Raw genomic sequence first — 19,326 nt, forward strand, 5'->3', positions numbered from 1 at the left:
ATCGGGCCGCCGGTGACCCGGCGCGGGGCTGGGCCAGAGCGATCAGGTCATCGGGAGGATGATCAGATAGCGGTGACGTTCTCCGCCTGCGGGCCCTTCGGGCCCTGGGTAACGTCGAAGGTCACCTGCTGGTTCTCCTCCAGCGAACGGAAGCCGTTCGCGTTGATGGCGGAGTAGTGGACGAAGACGTCGGGGCCGCCGCCCTCCTGGGCGATGAAGCCGAAGCCCTTCTCAGCGTTGAACCACTTGACGGTTCCCGTGGCCATGCCGTTCTCCTTGCGAGGGACGTATTGGAGGCCACACCGTGTGGCATCCGGTCCGCTGCGCTGATCGCCCTGCCTCCGGACGGGGCCGGAGTTTTTCGATAAAGCTGAAAAACTACAAAAAGCCCGCGGTTACATGCTCCGCAGGCTTCAAGTACTGCAAGGGGAATCAAACTGCAACTGGATGGAACGGTAGCACGGGGGCGCGGGCTCGACCAGGGGTGACTTGACGAGTCGCGAGGGTGTGTCGGGGCGGGTGTTGGGGAACGCTGCGCGGGGTGGTGGGAGGGTGCTGCGCGGGGTGCGAGGAGAGTGTCCGGCGGGGTGGTGGCAGGACCGTCGACCGGGCGGGCATACGCTGCGACGACAGGACGAACGGTCGAGGGAGCAAGCGGTGGCTGGTCTGGTGGAAGGTGCTGTGCTGACGGACGGCGCGGGCGGTTCCGGCGCGGCGCGGCCGGTGCGGCCGCGGGTCGGGCACATCGAGTTCCTGAACTGCGTGCCCCTCTACTGGGGGCTGGCGCGCACCGGCAGCCTGCTGGACCTGGATCTGACCAAGGACACCCCCGAGAAGCTCAGCGACCAGCTGGTGGACGGCCGACTCGACATCGGCCCGATCACCTGCGTGGAGTACCTGCGCCACGCGGACGAACTGGTGGTGCTCCCGGACATTGCGGTCGGCAGCGACGGGCCGGTGATGTCCTGTGTGATCGTCAGCAAACTTCCGCTCCGCGAGCTGGACGGTAAGCGGGTCGCGCTGGGTTCGACCAGCCGCACGTCCGTCCGGCTGGCGCGGCTGCTGCTGGAGGAGCGCGAGGGCGTCCGGGCCGAGTACTTCAGCTGCCCGCCGGACCTGGACGCGATGCTGGCCGAGGCCGACGCGGCGGTGCTGATCGGCGACCCGGCGCTCAAGGCCGGCCTGCAGGGCGCGGCGGACCGCGGCTGCACCGTGCACGACCTCGGGCAGATGTGGAAGGACTGGACCGGCCTGCCGTTCGTCTTCGCGGTCTGGGCGGCCCGACGGGAGTTCGTCGAGCGGCGGCCGGCGGCGGTGGCCGCCGTGCACCAGGCCTTCCTGGCCTCGCGTGACCTGTCGCTCGCCGAGGCCGACCGGGTGGCCGAGCAGGCGGCGCGCTGGGAGGACTTCGACGCCGAGCTGCTGGAGCGGTACTTCAGCGAGGCGCTGGACTTCGCGCTCGGCGAGCGGCAGCTGGCGGGCATCGCCGAGTTCGCCCGCCGGATCGCGCACGACAGTGGCTTCGCCCCGGACGTGACGGTCCGGCTGCTGGAGCCGGTGGCCACCGCGGGCTGAGCGGGCAGGGGCGCCCGGCGGCGCGGAAGGGCTGGCGTAGGCTGGTTCGGTCATGCCGCCGGGCCGTCCCGGCCCCCTGGACAGAAAGAAGGCCGCCAGGTGACCGAGCTCGCAGCGCCCCTCGACGTGCCCGCCACCGACCTGCAGGCCGTCCTCGACCGGGCCGCCGCCGGGGGTCGGATCTCCGCCGAGGAGGCCCTGGAGCTCTACCGCTCCGCGCCGCTGCACGCGCTCGGGGCGGCGGCCGACGCGGTGCGCCGCCGCCGGTACGCCGGGACCGAGCACATCGCGACGTACATCATCGAGCGCAACATCAACTACACCAACGTCTGCGTGACGGCGTGCAAGTTCTGCGCCTTCTACGTGCCGCCGAAGAGCGACAAGGGCTGGTCCCGGGACCTCGACGAGATCCTGCGGCGCTGCGCCGAGACGGTGGAGCTGGGCGGCACCCAGGTGATGTTCCAGGGCGGCCACCACCCCGACTACGGGGTGGAGTACTACGAGCGCGCCTTCTCGGCGATCAAGGCCGACTTCCCGCAGCTGGTGATCCACTCGCTGGGTGCCTCCGAGGTCGAGCACATGGCCCGGATCTCGGGCGTGTCGATCGAGGAGGCCATCACCCGGATCCACCGGGCCGGCCTGGACTCCTTCGCGGGCGCCGGCGCCGAGCTGCTGCCGGAGCGGCCGCGCAAGGCGATCGCGCCGCTCAAGGAGTCCGGCGAGCGCTGGCTGGAGATCATGGAGACCGCGCACCGGCTGGGCGTGGAGTCCACCTCCACCATGCTGATGGGCACCGGCGAGACCAACGCCGAACGGATCGAGCACCTGCGGATGATCCGCGACGTGCAGGACCGGACCGGCGGGTTCCGGGCGTTCATCCCGTACACCTACCAGCCGCAGAACAACCACCTCAAGGGCTCCACCCAGGCGACCGTCTTCGAGTACCTGCGGATGATCGCGATCAGCCGGCTCTTCCTGGACAACGTGGCGCACATCCAGGGCTCCTGGCTGACCACCGGCAAGGAGGCCGGCCAGCTCTCGCTGCACTACGGCGCGGACGACCTGGGCTCGGTCATGCTGGAGGAGAACGTGGTCTCGGCCGCCGGTGCCAAGCACCGCTCCAACCTCACCGAGCTGATCCACCTGATCCGTACCGCCGGCCGGGTGCCCGCCCAGCGCTCCACCACGTACCAGCACCTGCGGGTGCTGGACGACCCGGCCAACGACCCGGTCGACCCGCGGGTCGCCTCGCACATCGCCTCCACCGCGATCGAGGGCGGCACCGCGCACCCCGAGCTGAAGATCCTCAACTGAGCCCGGTCCGCCGATGTTGACCCTGCACCGGGCCGCCGAGCTGCGGCCCGCCGCCACCGCCCCGTCGATCCCCGACGGGGCGGTGCTGGTGCGGGGAGACGAGGTGGCCGCGCTCGGCCGGTACGAGGAGCTGGCCGCGGCGCACCCACGGGCCCGGGTGCGGGAGTGGGACGGGCGGCTGACGCCGGGCCTGGCACACCCGTACGGCGGCCCGCTGCTGGAGCACCGCTACCACCCGGACCCGCGCGAGGGGCTGGGCGAGGAGCCGCTCCCGCTGCCGCCGGGCCTGGACCGGGCGGCGCTCGGCGGCAGCGCCCGGCGCGGCCTGCAGCGGATGCTGGCGCACGGCACGACGGCGCTGGCCGGGCCTTTCGAGCAGCCGGCGGTGCGGACCGCGGTGAGCCGCTCGGGGCTGCTGGTGGTGCCGCCGTTCGGACCGCCGTTCGCGGGGGAGCCCACGGGCGACGACCTGCCGGGGTTCGAGGCGGCGGTGCCGTACGGGGTGCTGGAGGTGGGCGGTCGGGCCGACTTCGCGGTCTTCGGCGCGGGTTGCCTCGGTACCGTGCTGGCCGGCCGGCTGCTTTTCCGGCGCCGCTGAGCCGCCGGTCCGAAAGACCATCCGCACCCGAACTCCCTTCCCTGGTCGATATTCTGAATCGGTCTCGCCGTGACCTGAGGGCCCACCAGCGGTTACGATCCCCAATTGCCCCCAGGTCCCGACCCGGAAGCCAGGTCCCCCGAGAGCATGCGATCGTCGTCCGTGGCACCCAGGATCGGCCGAGGTTGGTACCTCGGAGCGGTGCTCAGCGCTGTGCTGGCGCTGGGCATGTGCCTGCTCGGCTGGCGGCAGGCCGACCTCGCGGACAAGATCGCCGCGGACCCGGTCCGGGTCCAGGGCACCATCACCCAGCTCTCCGGCGGCAGCGCGACCTACAGCTCGGTCAGCTACCCGGCGGACGGGCAGCAGCGCACCGCGGCCGACCTGACCCTGCCGGACGGAGCCAAGGTCGGCGACCCGATCTGCCTGGAGCGCGCCGCCGACGACCCGGGGGCGGTCCGGGTCTGTGACCAGCACTACCCACAGGCCGTCGGCGTGCGCCTGGCGCAGATCAGCGTGCCCGTCGCGCTGCTGCTCTGCCTGCTCTGCGTCGGGCGGATCCTGCGCCACCGGCAGCAGTACGCGCCGGCCGGCAGCCGGTTCAAGCGGCCCCGGGTACGGACCACGGTGGCGCTGGCCGCCGAGGCGCTGGCCGAGGGCATGCCGGCGATCACCCACGGCAAGCGTTCCCGGCGCCGCAGGAAGGGCGGCCGGCGGGCACTGCGCTGAGCCGGGTGCTCGGGCTGCGGGTGGGGTGCTCCGGGGCGCTCGCCGAGCCCGCGCGCCGGGGTGCGCGGCACAGGGTGAAGAATGGGGTCCGTGACCCGAGCCTCTCTGGACAAGCAGCCCCACGAAGTCGCCGCCATGTTCGACGACGTCGCGGCCAAGTACGACCTGACCAACGACGTGCTCTCGCTCGGCCAGGCCCGGGCCTGGCGACGCGCGGTGGCCGACGCGGTCGGCGCGGGGGAGGGCGACCTGGTGCTCGACCTCGGCGCGGGCACGGGCACCTCCTCGCTCCCGTTCGCGGCGGCGGGCGCGCGGGTCGTCCCGTGCGACTTCTCGATCGGCATGCTGACCGAGGGCAAGAAGCGGCACCCCGAACTGCCGCTGACCGCCGGCGACGCGACCCGGCTGCCGTTCGCCGACGCCTCGTTCGACGCCGTCACCATCTCCTTCGCGCTGCGCAACGTGCACGACACCGACGCGGCGCTGAGCGAGCTGTACCGGGTCACCAAGCCCGGCGGCCGGGTGGTGATCTGCGAGTTCTCCACGCCGACCTGGACCCCGCTGCGGACCGTCTACACCGAGTACCTGATGCGCGCGCTGCCGCCGGTGGCCACCCGGGTCAGCAGCAACCCCGAGGCGTACGTGTACCTGGCCGAGTCGATCCGGGCCTGGCCGGACCAGGCCGGGCTGGCCGCGCGGCTGCAGCAGGCCGGTTGGTCCAAGGTGGCCTGGCGCAACCTCACCGGCGGCATCGTCGCGCTGCACCGCGCGACCCGGGTCTGACACGTCGCGAACCGCCGTCGTGGGCACCCCGTAGACTGCTCGGGTTCCGTACCCCCCGCAGTGCTCAGGAGTGTGCCCTCGTGACTGCCCCCGTGACCGAGACCGCCGTCGAGAGCAGCGCTGACGTCATCGTGGTCGGGGCCGGTCCGGCGGGCTCGGCCACCGCGTACTACCTCGCCCAGGCGGGCCTGGACGTGCTGCTGCTGGAGAAGACCGAGTTCCCCCGGGAGAAGGTCTGCGGTGACGGGCTGACCCCGCGCGCCACCAAGCAGCTGGTGGACATGGGCATCGACGTCTCGACCAAGAACGGCTGGCTGCACAACAAGGGCCTGCGGATCATCGGCGGCGGCGTCCGGCTGGAGCTGGACTGGCCCGAGCTGTCCTCGTTCCCCGACTACGGCCTGGTCCGCAAGCGCGCCGACTTCGACGAACTGCTGGCCCGGCAGGCCGAGAAGGCCGGCGCCCGGCTGTACGAGCGGTGCAACGTCAGCGGTCCGGTGCTGGACGACCGGACCGGCCGGATCACCGGCGTCACCGCGCGGCTCGGCGCGGACAAGCGCGAAGTGACCTTCCGAGCCCCGCTGGTGGTCGCCGCGGACGGCAACTCGACCCGGCTCTCGATCGCGATGGGCCTGCACCGCCGCGAGGACCGCCCGATGGGCGTCGCCTACCGCACCTACTTCACCTCGCCCCGGCACGAGGACGACTACCTGGAGTCCTGGCTGGAGCTCTGGGACACCCGCGGTGGCGAGAAGAAGCTGCTGCCCGGCTACGGCTGGATCTTCGGGATGGGCGACGGCACCTCCAACGTCGGCCTGGGCATCCTCGACTCCTCGCCCGCCTTCGGCGAGCTGGACTGGCGCGAGGTGCTCAAGTCGTGGTGCGCGAGCATGCCGGCGGAGTGGGGCTACACGCCGGAGAACATGACCGACCCGATCCGCGGCGCCGCGCTGCCGATGGCCTTCAACCGCCAACCGCACTACACCCGCGGCCTGTTGCTGGTCGGCGACGCCGGCGGCATGGTCAACCCGTTCAACGGCGAGGGCATCGCCTACGCCATGGAGTCCGGCCAGATCGCCGCCCGCACCATCATCCAGGCCCACGCCCGGGTCACCGCCGGCGGCCGGGAGCGGGCCCTGCAGGCCTACCCCGCGGTGCTCAAGGACGTCTACGGCGGCTACTACACGCTCGGCCGGGGCTTCGTGAAGCTGATCGGCAACCCCAGGATCATGCAGCTCGCCACCCAGCGCGGCCTCACCCACCCGCTGCTGATGCGCTTCGTCCTGAAGATGCTCGCCAACCTCACCGACCCGCAGGGCGGCGACGCCATGGACCGCATCATCAACGGACTGGCCAAGATCGCTCCGAACGCCTGACGCCCGGCTGGGTGCCGGGCGTCAGGCTCGGGTCAACGGCCGCCGATGCGGACGTGGTTGATGTTCACCGGGAGGGTCGGGTAGCCGTCGCCGGGGCCGTTCTGGTCGTCCTCGCCGCCGGCGGCGATCTTCTGGAGGACCCCCAGGCCCGCCGTCACGCGGCCGAACGGTGTGTAGGCCGGGGGGAGTTGGGTGTCCTTCCAGACGAAGAAGAACTGGCTGCCGTTGGTGTTCGGGCCGGCGTTGGCCATCGCGACGGTGCCGGCGGGGTAGGTGGCGCCGGTGAGGTTCTCGTCGTTGAAGGAGTAGCCGGGGCCGCCGCTGCCGGTGCCGGTCGGGTCGCCGCACTGCAGTACGTAGATGCCCTTGGTGGTGAGCCGGTGGCAGTGGGTGCCGTTGAAGTAGCCGCGCTCGGCGAGGAAGCGGAACGAGTAGGTGGTGCACGGCGCCTGGGCGGTCAGCGCCTGGAAGGTGATCGCGCCCTGGCTGGTGCGCAGCGTGGCGTGGTACGGCCTGGCTGCCTTCTTGGCGTCGAAGACCGGGATGCCCTTGAAGTCGTCGGCCGGTACCGCGGCCTTGTACCCGCAGCTGGTGGTGGTCGGCGGGGCCGGGGCGGGCTGGGCGTTCGGCGTGACGGTGGCGGCCGAGGCGGCGCTGGTGGCGGCGAGCACCAGGGTGGCGGCGGCCGCGGCGGTGGCGAGTCTTCTTCTGCGGGGCACGGGGTGACCTCCGGGGCAGGGGGGCGGGAATTGACGGTGCGTGACATGTTCACTCCATCGTGCCCAGTGTCCACGGGGTGAAACGGCGTTGATCCGTTCGACGGTGGCGCGGAACGATGGCCCATGCGAACGTCTTCACAAGCCGCGGCCCGCGGGATCGTCCAGGACCTGCCGGTACTGCTGGTCGCCGTGGTCTGGGGATCCAGCTACCTCGCGGTGAAGCGGCTGGTCACGCCGGAGACCGTGGTGCCGATGCTGGTGCTGCGCTTCGCCGCCGTTCTGCCGCTGCTCGGGGTGGCGGCCCGGCGCGGGCTGGCCGGGCTGCGGCGGGCCGAGTGGCTGGGCGGCGCGCTGCTGGGCGGGATCCTCGGCACGGTCTTCCTGCTGGAGAGCTACGGGGTGGTCCGCACCTCGGCGACCAACGCCGGGCTGATCATCAGCCTGACCATGGTGCTCACCCCGCTCGGGGAGAGCGCGCTGACCCGGAGCCTGCCGCTGCGCGCTTTCCTGGCCGCGGCCGGCCTCTCGATGCTCGGCGTTGGGCTGCTCACCGAGGGCGGCGGCCTGCGCGCGCCCTCGCCCGGTGACCTGCTGGTGCTCGGCGCGGCGCTGGTCCGGACCGTGCACGTGCTGGCGATGTCCCGGGTGCGGGCGCTCCGGACGACCGACCCGCTCGCCCTCACCTGGGTCCAACTCGCCGCCGCCACCGTGGTGTTCGCGGCGGTGACGCCGTTCGCCGGGCCGGCCCCCTGGCCGCTGGCGGCCTCCTGGCGGCCGGCCCAGTGGGCGGACCTGGGCTACCTGGCGCTGTTCTGCACCCTGCTGGCCTTCTTCACGCAGATGTGGGCGGTGCGGGCGACCTCGCCGTCCCGGGTGAGCCTGCTGCTGGGCACCGAGCCGTTCTGGGCGGCGGTGTGCGGCATCGTGCTGGGCGGCGACCGGCTGGACGCGCTCGGGTTGCTGGGCGGCGCACTGGTGCTGGCGGGCACCGAGTGGGGGCGCCGGGCCCTGCCCGGGGCGTCGGCGGAGCCGGTCGGGGGGCCCGTCGCGGCCTGACCCAAGGCCCCGCCCCGGCCCGCGCCTTGTGCATTTGTGAACGCACGGTCAAGCGCGTGGCGTGGGTTGTCCACTCGTGCGGGTGAGGCTCATTAGCACGTCAACATGAAGCCCAGAAATTTGCTAAGAGCGGCGCATAGTTGATATGGGAGCACGGTTCTGACCAGCCGGTTCGCCAAAAAAAGTGACGCTTTGCGACCATTTGCGTTCGTTGTGTTCATATCTCGCGACAAGCCGCCATTGCGACCGGTTCGCGAGGTGGTGTAGATCACAAAGATCCGCTCCGACTGCGTGTCGCAGATCACAAGCAGACAGGCATAGGATGCGCTCGATCCGGGCTTTGTGAACTGCCTCACATGAGGTGGATCTCGGGAACCGGATCGCCGGTTCACCGCACAGTGACCCGGCAGTTCCGATCTGCAGTCAAGGACGACTGGACTGGACGGAGGGAGCGGCGGCAATGAATGCCTACGTGCCGATCCTCGTACTCGGTGCCATCGCGGCGGCCTTCGCGGTCGGCTCCGTCACGATGGCCGCCCTGACCGGCCCGAAGCGCTACAACCGGGCCAAGTTGGAGGCGTACGAGTGTGGCATCGAGCCGACCCCGCAGCCGGTGGGCGGCGGTCGGTTCCCCATCAAGTACTACCTGACGGCGATGCTCTTCATCGTCTTCGACATCGAGATCGTCTTCCTCTACCCGTGGGCGGTCAGCTTCGACGCCCTGGGGATCTTCGGGCTGGTCGAGATGCTCCTCTTCATCGCCACCGTCTTCGTCGCCTACGCCTACGTCTGGCGGCGCGGCGGCCTGGAGTGGGACTAGCGAGCAGTGGGAGTAGCGAGCCGGGACTCGTGAGCACGGGCACCGGCGAGCGTCACCGGCCGGTCGTACCGGCCGTGCAGCCAGCGGGATTTGAGGCCACTGAGAGGGATGGGTAGATGGGAATCGAGGAGAAGCTGCCGAGCGGCTTTCTGCTCACCACCGTGGAGACCGCGGCGGGGTGGGTGAGAAAGGCCTCGCTCTTCCCGGCCACCTTCGGGCTGGCCTGCTGCGCCATCGAGATGATGACGACCGGCGCCGGCCGCTACGACCTGGCCCGGTTCGGCATGGAGGTCTTCCGGGGCTCGCCCCGGCAGGCCGACCTGATGATCGTGGCCGGCCGGGTGAGCCAGAAGATGGCGCCGGTGCTCCGCCAGGTCTACGACCAGATGGCCAACCCGAAGTGGGTCATCTCGATGGGCGTCTGCGCGTCCTCGGGCGGGATGTTCAACAACTACGCGATCGTCCAGGGCGTCGACCACATCGTGCCCGTGGACATCTACCTGCCGGGGTGCCCACCGCGCCCGGAGATGCTGATGGACGCCATCCTCAAGCTGCACGACAAGATCCAGCACGAGCCGCTCGGGGTGAACAGGCGCCGGGCCCAGGAGGAGGCCGAGCAGCAGGCCCTGCGGGCCGTCCCGACCAGCGAGATGGGGCTGCTGCGATGAGCGACGAACCCCGTACTCCGGACCCCGGGACCACGGCCGTGCCGACCACCCGCCGGGAGATCCCGGTCGAGGTGGTCGGCCGCCGGCAGGGCATGTTCGGTGCCCAGGGCACCGGCGACACCTCCGGCTTCGGCGGCCTGTCCGCCCCCGTGGTGCTGCCCGGGCCGAGCGAGCGCCCGTACGGCGGTTGGTTCGACGAGGTCGCCGACGAGCTGGAGGGCGCCCTGGAGGAGCAGGGCCTCGACCCGTTCGACGTGATCGAGAAGACCGTGGTCGACCGCGACGAGCTGACCTTCCACATCGACCGCGAGTACCTGCTGCGGACCGTACGCACGCTGCGCGACGACCCGGCGCTCCGCTTCGAGCTCTGCCTCGGGGTGAGCGGCGTGCACTACCCGGCCGACAAGGGCCGCGAGCTGCACGCCGTCTACCAGCTGCGCTCGATCACCCACGGGCGGCTGCTCCGGCTGGAGGTCACCGCGCCGGACGCCGATCCGCACATCCCGTCGGTGGTCGGCGTCTACCCGACCAACGACTGGCACGAGCGGGAGACCTACGACTTCTTCGGCATCGTCTTCGACGGCCACCCGGCGCTCACCCGGATCATGATGCCGGACGACTGGCTGGGCCACCCGCAGCGCAAGGACTACCCGCTCGGCGGCATCCCCGTCGAGTACAAGGGCGCCCAGATCCCGGCGCCCGACCAGCGGAGGTCGTACTCCTGATGAGCAGCACCCACCACGAAGCGGAGGCAGCGGCCTCGCGCGAGACCACCGAGGGCCGGGTTTTCACCGTGACCGGCGGCGACTGGGGCGAGGTCGTGGAGGCCGTCGCCCGGGCCGACGACGAGCGCATCATCGTCAACATGGGTCCCCAGCACCCCTCCACCCACGGGGTGTTGCGGCTGATCCTGGAGATCGACGGCGAGACGGTGAAGGAGGCCCGCTGCGGCATCGGCTACCTGCACACCGGCATCGAGAAGAACCTGGAGTTCCGCAACTGGGTCCAGGGCACCACCTTCGTGACCCGGATGGACTACCTGACCCCGCTGTTCAACGAGACCGCCTACTGCCTGGCGGTCGAGAAGCTGCTCGGCATCACCGAGCAGATCCCGGAGCGCGCCAGCGTGATCCGGGTGCTGATGATGGAGCTCAACCGGATCGCCTCGCACCTGGTCTGCCTGGCCACCGGCGGCATGGAGATCGGCTCCACCACGCTGATGATCTACGGCTTCCGGGATCGCGAAGTCATCCTGGACGTCTTCGAGTTGGTCACCGGCCTGCGGATGAACCACGCGTACGTGCGGCCCGGCGGGCTGGCCCAGGACCTGCCGCCCGGCGCGGTGGACCAGGTCCGCGAGGCGGTCAAGCTGCTCCGCTCGCGGATGCACGAGTACGACAAACTCGCCACCGGCAACCCGGTGTTCAAGGCCCGGCTGGTCGACGTCGGCCACCTCGACCTGGCCGGCTGCCTGGCGCTGGGTGCCACCGGCCCGATCCTGCGGGCCACCGGCCTGCCGCACGACCTGCGCAGGTCCGATCCCTACTGCGGCTACGAGGACTACGACTTCGAGGTGGCGGTGGCCGACACCGCGGACTCCTACGGGCGGTTCCTGATCCGGCTGGAGGAGATCCGGCAGTCCCTGCGGATCGTCGAGCAGTGTCTGGACCGGCTGCGGCCCGGACCGGTCATGGTGGCCGACAAGAAGATCGCCTGGCCGGCCCAACTCGCCATCGGGCCGGACGGCATGGGCAACTCGCTGGACCACATCCGGAAGATCATGGGCACCTCGATGGAGGCCCTGATCCACCACTTCAAGCTGGTCACCGAGGGGTTCCGGGTGCCGGTCGGGCAGGCGTACGCGGCGGTCGAGTCGCCCAAGGGCGAGCTCGGCGTGCACGTGGTGAGCGACGGCGGGACCCGCCCCTACCGGGTGCACTTCCGCGACCCGTCGTTCACCAACCTGCAGACGATGGCGGCGATGTGCGAGGGCGGCCAGGTGGCCGACGTGATCGTGGCGGTGGCCGGGATCGACCCGGTGATGGGAGGCGTGGACCGGTGAGCAATGTCGAACTCGGCCTGCCGGCGATGCCGGCCGAACCGTATCCGCCGGAGGTGCACGAGCGGCTGGCGGCGGACGCCGCGGAGCTGATCGCCCGCTACCCGCAGGCCCGCTCCGCGCTGCTGCCGCTGCTGCACCTGGTGCAGGCCGAGGAGGGGTACGTCAGCGCCACCGGGATCCGGTTCTGCGCCGAACAGGTCGGCCTCACCACGGCCGAGGTGACCGCGGTCGCGACCTTCTACACCATGTACCGGCGCCACCCGGCCGGTGAGTACCACGTCGGGGTGTGCACCAACACGCTCTGCGCGGTGCTCGGCGGCGACCAGATCTTCGCCGAACTCCAGCAGCACCTGGGCATCCGCAACAACGAGACCACCGAGGACGGCCGGATCTCGATCGAGCACATCGAGTGCAACGCGGCCTGCGACTACGCCCCGGTGGTGATGGTCAACTGGGAGTTCTTCGACAACCAGACCCCGCAGAGCGCCACGCAGCTGGTGGACGACCTGCGGGCGGGTGCCGAGGTGCAGCCCACCCGTGGCGCCGCGCTCTGCACCTTCAGGCAGACCGCCCGGATCCTGGCCGGTTTCCCGGACGAGCGCCCCGGCGTGGTGGACGCCTCCGGCGCGGGCGGCGCGCCCTCGCTGGCCGGCCTGCGCCTCGCCAAGGGCGAGAGCCTGCCCGGCACCGCCGGCGCCCGGGTGGTCTCGCCGCGCAACGAGGGGACGGAGCAGCGATGAACGCCACCGAACCCGCCGAGAAGCTGCTCACCCCGGTGCTCTCCGCCCACTGGGACGACCACCGGCCGTGGACCCTGGAGAGCTACCTGCGCCACGACGGCTACCAGGGGCTGCGCAACGCCCTGGCGATGGAGCCGGACGCGCTGATCGCCCTGGTCAAGGAGTCCGGGCTGCGCGGGCGCGGCGGCGCCGGGTTCCCGACCGGGATGAAGTGGCAGTTCATCCCGCAGGGCGACGGCAAGCCGCACTACCTGGTGGTCAACGCGGACGAGAGCGAGCCGGGCACCTGCAAGGACATCCCGCTGCTCTTCGCCAACCCGCACGCGCTGATCGAGGGCATGGTGATCGCCTCCTACGCGATCCGCTGCGACCACGCCTTCGTCTACCTGCGTGGCGAGGTGGTCCCGGTGCTGCGTCGGCTGCACGCGGCGGTCGCCGAGGCGTACGCGGCGGGCTACCTCGGCAGGGACATCCTCGGCTCCGGCCTGAACCTGGACGTCACCGTGCACGCCGGCGCCGGGGCGTACATCTGCGGCGAGGAGACCGCGCTGCTCGACTCCCTGGAGGGCCGCCGCGGCCAGCCCAGGCTGCGCCCGCCCTTCCCGGCCATCGCGGGCCTGTACGCCTGCCCGACCGTGGTGAACAACGTCGAGTCGATCGCCTCGGTGCCGGCCATCCTGGCCCGCGGCAAGGAGTGGTTCACCTCGCTCGGCACCGAGAAGTCCCCGGGCTTCACGCTCTACTCGCTCTCCGGGCACGTCACCAACCCCGGCCAGTACGAGGCACCACTCGGGGTGACGCTACGTCAGCTGCTCGACGTCAGCGGCGGGGTCCGCTCCGGCCATCAGCTCAAGTTCTGGACCCCCGGCGGCAGTTCGACGCCGATGCTGACCGACGAGCACCTCGACGTGCCACTTGACTACGAGGGCGTCGGCGCGGCCGGCTCGATGCTCGGCACCAAGGCGCTGCAGATCTTCGACGAGACCACCTGCGTGGTCCGCGCGGTCACCCGGTGGACCGAGTTCTACGCCCACGAGTCCTGCGGCAAGTGCACCCCGTGCCGGGAGGGAACGTACTGGCTGGTGCAGTTGCTGCGGCGGATCGAGGCCGGTGAGGGCGTCGACGGTGATCTGGAGCAGCTGCTCGACATCGCCGACAACATCAACGGCAAGTCGTTCTGCGCGCTCGGCGACGGCGCGGCCAGCCCGATCGCCTCCTCGCTGCAGTACTTCCGCGCCGAGTACGAGCGGCATCTGACCGAGCGGCGTTGCCCGTTCGACCCGGCCGCCGCCACCGTCTGGGCGGACACCGACCGCGGCCCCACCCCCCAGCCCGCCACCGAGAGGGAGGTGCACGCATGACGATGACCGAGCCGACCGCGAAGGTCGCCACCGACCTCGTCACGCTCACCATCGACGGCGTCGAACTCCAGGTCCCCAAGGGAACCCTGGTGATCCGCGCGGCCGAGCGGATCGGCGTCCAGATCCCCCGGTTCTGCGACCACCCGCTGCTCGAACCGGCCGGCGCCTGCCGGCAGTGCATCGTGGAGATCGAGGGCCAGCGCAAGCCGGTCGCCTCCTGCACCATCCCGGTCGCCGAGGGCATGGTGGTCCGCACCCAGGTGACCTCGCCGGTGGCGGAGAAGGCCCAGCGCGGCGTGATGGAGCTGCTGCTGATCAACCACCCGCTGGACTGCCCGATCTGCGACAAGGGCGGCGAGTGCCCGCTGCAGAACCAGGCGATGTCCAACGGCCAGGCGGACTCGCGCTTCGAGGGCCTCAAGCGGACGTACCAGAAGCCGGTCCCGATCAGCAGCCAGGTGCTGCTGGACCGCGAGCGCTGCGTGCTCTGCGCCCGCTGCACCCGGTTCTCCCAGCAGGTCGCCGGCGACCCCTTCATCGAGCTGCTGGAACGCGGCGCGCTGGAGCAGGTCGGGATCGGCGAGGGGGACGACTTCCGGTCGTACTTCTCCGGCAACACCATCCAGATCTGCCCGGTCGGCGCGCTCACCTCGGCCGCCTACCGGTTCCGCTCCCGCCCGTTCGACCTGGTCTCCTCGCCCGGCGTCTGCGAGCACTGTGCCTCCGGCTGCGCGCAGCGCACCGACCACCGGCGCGGCAAGGTGCTGCGCCGGCTGGCCGGCGAGGAGCCCGAGGTGAACGAGGAGTGGAACTGCGACAAGGGCCGGTTCGCCTTCCGCTACGCGCAGCAGCGCGACCGGCTCGCCACCCCGCTGGTCCGCGACCGGGCCAGCGGTGAGCTGGTCGAGGCCTCCTGGCCCCAGGCGCTGGCCGCCGCCGCGGAGGGGCTGACCGGCTCGCGCACCGCCGTGCTCACCGGTGGCCGGGTCACCGTCGAGGACGCCTACGGCTACGCCAAGTTCGCCCGGGTGGTGCTCGGCACCAATGACGTGGACTTCCGGGCCCGGCCGCACAGCGCCGAGGAGGCCGACTTCCTGGCCGCCGCGGTGGCCGGCCGCGGGGTCGACCTCACCGGGTACGGAGTGACCTACCGGGCGCTGGAGAGCGCGCCGGTGGTGCTGCTGGCCGGCTTCGAGCCGGAGGAGGAGTCGCCGATCGTCTTCCTGCGGCTGCGCAAGGCCAACCGGGCCGGCCTGCCGGTTTTCTCGGTGGCCAGCCACCGCTCGCGCGGGCTGGCCAAGCTCGGCGGCACGCTGCTGCCCGCCGCGCCCGGCACCGAGGCCGAGTGGCTGGGCGCGCTGGCCGCCGAGGAGCCGCTCAGCGACGACGCCGGCCGGGCCGCCGAGCTGCTCCGCCGACCGGGCGCGGTGATCCTGGTCGGCGAGCGGCTGGCCACCGTCTCCGGCGCGCTCACCGCGGCGCTGCGGCTCGCGCACGCCACCGGAGCCGCGCTGGCCTGGGTGCCGCGACGGGCCGGCGAGCGTGGCGCGCTGGAGGCCGGCGCGCTGCCCGGACTGCTGCCCGGAGGCCGTCCGGTCACCGTGCCGGCCGCCCGGGCCGAGGTCGCCGCCGCCTGGGGCGTCGCCGAGCTGCCGGCCAGGCTCGGTCGGGACACCGGCCAGATCCTGGCCGCCGCCGCGCACGGTGACCTGGACGCGCTGCTGGTCGGCGGCGTCGACCTGGACGACCTGCCGGACCCGGCGCTGGCCGAGGAGGCGCTGACCCGGGTGGGCTTCGTGATCTCGCTGGAGCTGCGCCCCTCCGCCGTCACCGCGCACGCCGACGTGGTGCTGCCGGTCGCCGCGGTGCCCGAGAAGGCCGGCACCTTCCTGGACTGGGAGGGCCGGGTCCGGATGTTCGAGGCCGCGCTCAAGCCCGACCAGCGGATGGGTGGCCATCTCGCCCCGGACGTCCGGGTGTTGAGCATGCTGGCGGACGCGCTGGGCCACCGGCTCGGCCTGCCCGACGTCCGGACCGCGCGGCTGGAGCTGGACGCCCTGCCGCCGTGGACCGGCGACCGCCCGGCCGCACCGGCCGGCCACCCGGCCCCGCTGCCCCGGCCGGCCACCGGCCAGGCGGTGCTGGCCGGCTGGCGGCTGCTGCTGGACCGCGGCGTGCTGCAGGAGGGCGACCCGCACCTGGCGGGCACCCGGCACCCGGCCGTCGCCCGGCTCTCGCCGACCACCGCGGCGGAGATCGGCGCCACCGGGCTGCTGCGGGTCACCGGGCCGGCCGGCTCGCTGCGCCTGCCGCTGGAGATCACCCCCGAGCTGCCGGACCGCACGGTCTGGATCCCGCTGAACAGCACCGAGGGCGGTGCCCACCGCACCCTCGGCACCACGGTCGGCCACCTGGTGACCATCGCCCCGGCAGGGGAGGAGGAGTGATGGGCTACGCGAACCTCGCCGCCTACGAGACGCTCGGATTCTTCGGCCGGGACCCGTGGTGGCTGATCCTGCTCAAGGCGGTGTTCTGCTTCGCCTTCCTGGTGCTCACCGTGCTGATCGCGATCGTCTGGGAGCGCAAGGTCGTCGCCTGGATGCAGCTGCGGATCGGCCCCAACCGGCACGGGCCGTGGGGCATGCTGCAGTCGCTGGCCGACGGCGTGAAGCTGGCGCTCAAGGAGGACCTGGTGGTCCGCGGCGCCGACAAGGTGGTCTACGTCCTGGCGCCGGTGATCTGCGCGATCCCGGCCTTCATGGCGATCGCGGTGATCCCGTTCGGTCCGGCCGACAACGAGATCTCGATCTTCGGCACCCGTACCCCGATGCAGCTCACCGACCTGCCGGTGGCGCTGCTCTACATCCTGGCCACCGCCTCGATCGGGATCTACGGGATCGTGCTGGCCGGCTGGTCCTCCGGCTCGACCTACCCGCTGCTCGGCGGGCTGCGCTCCTCGGCGCAGATGATCTCCTACGAGATCGCGATGGGTCTCTCCTTCGCCGCGGTCTTCATCTACTCCGGCTCGATGTCCACCTCGGAGATCGTCGCGGCCCAACAGCCCACCTGGTTCGCGGTGTTGCTGCCGGTCTCGTTCATGGTCTACATCGTCTCGATGGTCGGCGAGACCAACCGTGCGCCGTTCGACCTGCCGGAGGCCGAGGGCGAGCTGGTGGGCGGCTTCAACACCGAGTACAGCTCGCTGAAGTTCGCGATGTTCATGCTGGCCGAGTACATCAACATGGTCACCGTCTCGGCGGTCGCCAGCACGCTCTTCCTGGGCGGCTGGCGGGCGCCGTACCCGATCTCGCTGTTCTGGGCCGGCGCCAACCACGGCTGGTGGCCACTGCTCTGGATCGTGATCAAGATCCAGCTGCTGCTGTTCTTCTTCATCTGGCTGCGCGGCACGCTGCCCCGGCTGCGCTACGACCAGTTCATGAAGCTCGGGTGGAAGGTGCTGATCCCGGTCTCGCTGGTCTGGCTGGTGATGGTGGCCAGCGTCCGGGCGCTGCGCAACGAGGGTCACGGCTTCGGCCAGGTGGTGCTCTACGTGGGCGCGCCGGTCGGCGCGGTGCTGCTGCTCTCGCTGATCTGGGACGCCTTCCGGGCCGAGCCCGGCAGGCAGGAGGAAGCGGGCCCCGCGGCCGAGTTCGACCCGATGGCGGGTGGCTACCCCGTCCCGCCGCTGCCCGGGCAGCAGTTGCCGCCGGTGCCGCGCCGCCGCAGCCGGGCGCGCCAACTCCAGGACGCGCTGAACGGCGCCGACCATTCCGAGGGGAGCTGAACCGAGATGCCAGAACCGGACGAGAAGCCGTCAATCCTGGGACCGGCCGCAGGCTTCGGCGTGACCTTCAAGGCCATGTTCAAGAAGCGGCTGACCGAGCAGTACCCGGAGCAGAAGAAGCCCACCGCGCCCCGCTTCCACGGCCGCCACCAGCTCAACCGGCATCCGGACGGCCTGGAGAAGTGCGTCGGCTGCGAGCTGTGCGCGTGGGCCTGCCCGGCCGACGCGATCTACGTCGAGGGCGCCGACAACACCGAGGAGGAGCGTTACTCCCCGGGCGAGCGCTACGGCGTGGTCTACCAGATCAACTACGCCCGGTGCATCCTCTGCGGGCTCTGCATCGAGGCCTGCCCGACCCGGGCGCTCACCATGACCAACGACTACGAGCTGGCCGACTCCTCCCGGGAGAACCTGATCTACACCAAGGAGCAGCTGCTGGTCGGCCTCACCGAGGGCATGGTCGAGCCGCCGCACGTGATGTACCCGGGGACCGACGAGGGCGCCTACTACCGGGGTGAGGTCACCCACGCGGCGCCCGGCACGGTGACCCAGCCGAAGCACGAACGCGAGGTGACCTCATGACCTCCACCGGCGAGGCGGTCCAGTTCTGGGTGTTGGCGGTGATCGCGGTCGGCGGCGCGCTGGGCATGCTGACCATGCGCAAGGCCGTGCACAGCGCGCTCTGCCTGGCCGCCACCATGCTGGCGTTGGCGGTCTGCTACCTGGCCGAGGGCGCGGTCTTCCTGGGCGTGGTGCAGATCGTGGTCTACACCGGCGCGATCATGATGCTCTTCCTCTTCGTGGTGATGCTGGTCGGCGTCAGCAGCGCCGACTCGCTGAAGGAGCAACTGAAGGGCCAGCGGGTCGCCGCGGTGCTCTGCGGGCTCGGCTTCGGCGTGCTGCTGATCGCCGGCCTGGCCAACGCCAGGCTGCACGCCTTCACCGGTCTGGCCGACGCGAACGCCGAGGGCAACGTGCAGGGCCTGGCCCGGCTGATCTTCACCAAGTACGTCTGGGCCTTCGAGGTCACCGGCGCGCTGCTGATCACCGCGGCGGTCGGCGCGATGGTGCTCACCCACCGCGAGCACGTCAAGGCCCCAAGCAGCCAGCGGGAGTTGGCCGCCCAGCGGGTGCGGGAGAACAAGCAGGTGCCGCCGCTGCCCGCGCCCGGCGTCTACGCCCGGCACAACGCGGTGGACATCGCCGGGCTGCTGCCGGACGGCACCATCGCCGAGGACTCGGTGATGGGCACGCTGCGCGAGCGCGGTCAGATCCGTGACGTCAGCCAGGACATGCTCGGCCGGATGGCGGAGCTGGAGAGCAGCACGGCCGACTGGTTGGGCCGCCCGCCGTCCGCCCGGCCGCGGCCGGGCGTCGAACGGGCGCCGGAGTCCCGCCGCGAGCTGGTGCCGGGAGCCGAGGAGGAGTCGGAGTGAATCCGGTCAACTACCTGTACCTGGCGGCCCTGTTGTTCACGATCGGGGCCAGCGGGGTGCTGATCCGACGGAACGCCATCGTGCTCTTCATGTGCGTCGAGCTGATGCTCAACGCCTCGAACCTCGCCCTGGTCACCTTCTCCCGGCTGCACGGCAACCTGGACGGCCAGGTCTTCGCCTTCTTCACCATGGTGGTCGCGGCGGCCGAGGTCGTGGTCGGGCTGGCCATCATCGTGAGCATCTTCCGGACCAGGCACTCGTCCTCGGTCGACGACAGCAACCTGATGAAGCTGTAGGCGGAGGGC

20 protein-coding genes are annotated in these 19,326 nt (G+C 71.5%); 18 read left to right on the forward strand and 2 right to left on the reverse strand.

Going from position 1 to position 19,326, the window contains the following annotated elements; translation table 11 throughout:
• Positions 1-62: 62 nt before the first annotated feature.
• A complete protein-coding gene (locus ACZ38L_RS08210) occupies positions 63-266 on the reverse strand; it encodes a cold-shock protein (RefSeq protein ID WP_324786388.1) in 204 nt (67 codons plus the stop codon).
• A gap of 400 nt (positions 267-666) precedes the next feature.
• Here ACZ38L_RS08210 and ACZ38L_RS08215 point away from each other — a divergent pair, with 400 nt between their 5' ends.
• From ACZ38L_RS08215 to ACZ38L_RS08240, 6 genes are all read left to right on the forward strand, one after another.
• Complete coding sequence (locus tag ACZ38L_RS08215; RefSeq protein WP_465690597.1) at positions 667-1,575, forward strand: menaquinone biosynthetic enzyme MqnA/MqnD family protein; 909 nt, start codon at positions 667-669, stop codon at positions 1,573-1,575.
• Positions 1,576-1,701: 126 nt separating this feature from the next.
• Positions 1,702-2,889 (forward strand): cyclic dehypoxanthinyl futalosine synthase, encoded by a 1,188-nt coding sequence (gene mqnC, locus ACZ38L_RS08220; protein WP_465690599.1) that lies wholly within the window; start codon positions 1,702-1,704, stop codon positions 2,887-2,889.
• Positions 2,890-2,902: 13 nt separating this feature from the next.
• On the forward strand, positions 2,903-3,487 hold the full coding sequence (locus ACZ38L_RS08225) for an imidazolonepropionase-like domain-containing protein (RefSeq protein WP_465690430.1): 585 nt from the start codon (positions 2,903-2,905) through the stop codon (positions 3,485-3,487).
• Positions 3,488-3,688: 201 nt separating this feature from the next.
• Positions 3,689-4,216 (forward strand): hypothetical protein, encoded by a 528-nt coding sequence (locus ACZ38L_RS08230; protein ID WP_465690432.1) that lies wholly within the window; start codon positions 3,689-3,691, stop codon positions 4,214-4,216.
• Between the two features lie 90 nt (positions 4,217-4,306).
• Positions 4,307-4,999: a demethylmenaquinone methyltransferase gene (locus ACZ38L_RS08235; RefSeq protein ID WP_465690434.1), complete on the forward strand. Its 693-nt coding sequence runs from the start codon at positions 4,307-4,309 to the stop codon at positions 4,997-4,999.
• Positions 4,945-6,375 carry a geranylgeranyl reductase family protein gene (locus tag ACZ38L_RS08240; RefSeq protein WP_465690601.1) on the forward strand — a complete coding sequence of 477 codons (1,431 nt, stop codon included), beginning with the start codon at positions 4,945-4,947 and terminating at the stop codon, positions 6,373-6,375. The genes ACZ38L_RS08235 and ACZ38L_RS08240 overlap by 55 nt, the downstream gene beginning before the upstream one ends.
• 32 nt (positions 6,376-6,407) lie before the next feature.
• Here the strand turns inward: ACZ38L_RS08240 and ACZ38L_RS08245 are convergent, their stop codons facing one another.
• Complete coding sequence (locus tag ACZ38L_RS08245; RefSeq protein ID WP_465690436.1) at positions 6,408-7,094, reverse strand: peptidylprolyl isomerase; 687 nt, start codon at positions 7,092-7,094, stop codon at positions 6,408-6,410.
• Positions 7,095-7,217: 123 nt separating this feature from the next.
• Between ACZ38L_RS08245 and ACZ38L_RS08250 the strand changes: the two genes are divergently transcribed.
• From ACZ38L_RS08250 to nuoK, 12 genes are all read left to right on the forward strand, one after another.
• Positions 7,218-8,150: a DMT family transporter gene (locus ACZ38L_RS08250; protein WP_465690438.1), complete on the forward strand. Its 933-nt coding sequence runs from the start codon at positions 7,218-7,220 to the stop codon at positions 8,148-8,150.
• 460 nt (positions 8,151-8,610) lie between these two features.
• Entirely contained in the window at positions 8,611-8,970 is a 360-nt protein-coding gene (locus tag ACZ38L_RS08255; protein ID WP_396558248.1) for an NADH-quinone oxidoreductase subunit A, read from the forward strand.
• Positions 8,971-9,086: 116 nt separating this feature from the next.
• Complete coding sequence (locus ACZ38L_RS08260) at positions 9,087-9,638, forward strand: NuoB/complex I 20 kDa subunit family protein (RefSeq protein ID WP_465690441.1); 552 nt, start codon at positions 9,087-9,089, stop codon at positions 9,636-9,638.
• Complete coding sequence (locus tag ACZ38L_RS08265; protein WP_465690443.1) at positions 9,635-10,363, forward strand: NADH-quinone oxidoreductase subunit C; 729 nt, start codon at positions 9,635-9,637, stop codon at positions 10,361-10,363. The genes ACZ38L_RS08260 and ACZ38L_RS08265 overlap by 4 nt, the downstream gene beginning before the upstream one ends.
• Positions 10,363-11,700 carry an NADH-quinone oxidoreductase subunit D gene (locus ACZ38L_RS08270; RefSeq protein ID WP_465690445.1) on the forward strand — a complete coding sequence of 446 codons (1,338 nt, stop codon included), beginning with the start codon at positions 10,363-10,365 and terminating at the stop codon, positions 11,698-11,700. Before ACZ38L_RS08265 ends, ACZ38L_RS08270 begins: the two co-directional genes overlap by 1 nt.
• Entirely contained in the window at positions 11,697-12,440 is a 744-nt protein-coding gene (nuoE, locus tag ACZ38L_RS08275; RefSeq protein WP_465690447.1) for an NADH-quinone oxidoreductase subunit NuoE, read from the forward strand. Before ACZ38L_RS08270 ends, nuoE begins: the two co-directional genes overlap by 4 nt.
• Positions 12,437-13,801 (forward strand): NADH-quinone oxidoreductase subunit NuoF, encoded by a 1,365-nt coding sequence (gene nuoF / locus ACZ38L_RS08280; protein ID WP_465690449.1) that lies wholly within the window; start codon positions 12,437-12,439, stop codon positions 13,799-13,801. Before nuoE ends, nuoF begins: the two co-directional genes overlap by 4 nt.
• Entirely contained in the window at positions 13,798-16,248 is a 2,451-nt protein-coding gene (locus ACZ38L_RS08285) for an NADH-quinone oxidoreductase subunit G (RefSeq protein WP_465690451.1), read from the forward strand. The genes nuoF and ACZ38L_RS08285 overlap by 4 nt, the downstream gene beginning before the upstream one ends.
• Positions 16,248-17,585 carry an NADH-quinone oxidoreductase subunit NuoH gene (gene nuoH, locus ACZ38L_RS08290; RefSeq protein ID WP_465690453.1) on the forward strand — a complete coding sequence of 446 codons (1,338 nt, stop codon included), beginning with the start codon at positions 16,248-16,250 and terminating at the stop codon, positions 17,583-17,585. Before ACZ38L_RS08285 ends, nuoH begins: the two co-directional genes overlap by 1 nt.
• Before the next feature lie 6 nt (positions 17,586-17,591).
• Complete coding sequence (gene nuoI, locus ACZ38L_RS08295; RefSeq protein ID WP_465690455.1) at positions 17,592-18,167, forward strand: NADH-quinone oxidoreductase subunit NuoI; 576 nt, start codon at positions 17,592-17,594, stop codon at positions 18,165-18,167.
• Positions 18,164-19,021 (forward strand): NADH-quinone oxidoreductase subunit J, encoded by an 858-nt coding sequence (locus ACZ38L_RS08300; protein WP_465690457.1) that lies wholly within the window; start codon positions 18,164-18,166, stop codon positions 19,019-19,021. Before nuoI ends, ACZ38L_RS08300 begins: the two co-directional genes overlap by 4 nt.
• Complete coding sequence (nuoK, locus tag ACZ38L_RS08305) at positions 19,018-19,317, forward strand: NADH-quinone oxidoreductase subunit NuoK (RefSeq protein ID WP_396558231.1); 300 nt, start codon at positions 19,018-19,020, stop codon at positions 19,315-19,317. The genes ACZ38L_RS08300 and nuoK overlap by 4 nt, the downstream gene beginning before the upstream one ends.
• The last annotated feature ends 9 nt before the right edge of the window (positions 19,318-19,326 follow it).

This window comes from Kitasatospora sp. NPDC024654 (assembly GCF_055559155.1).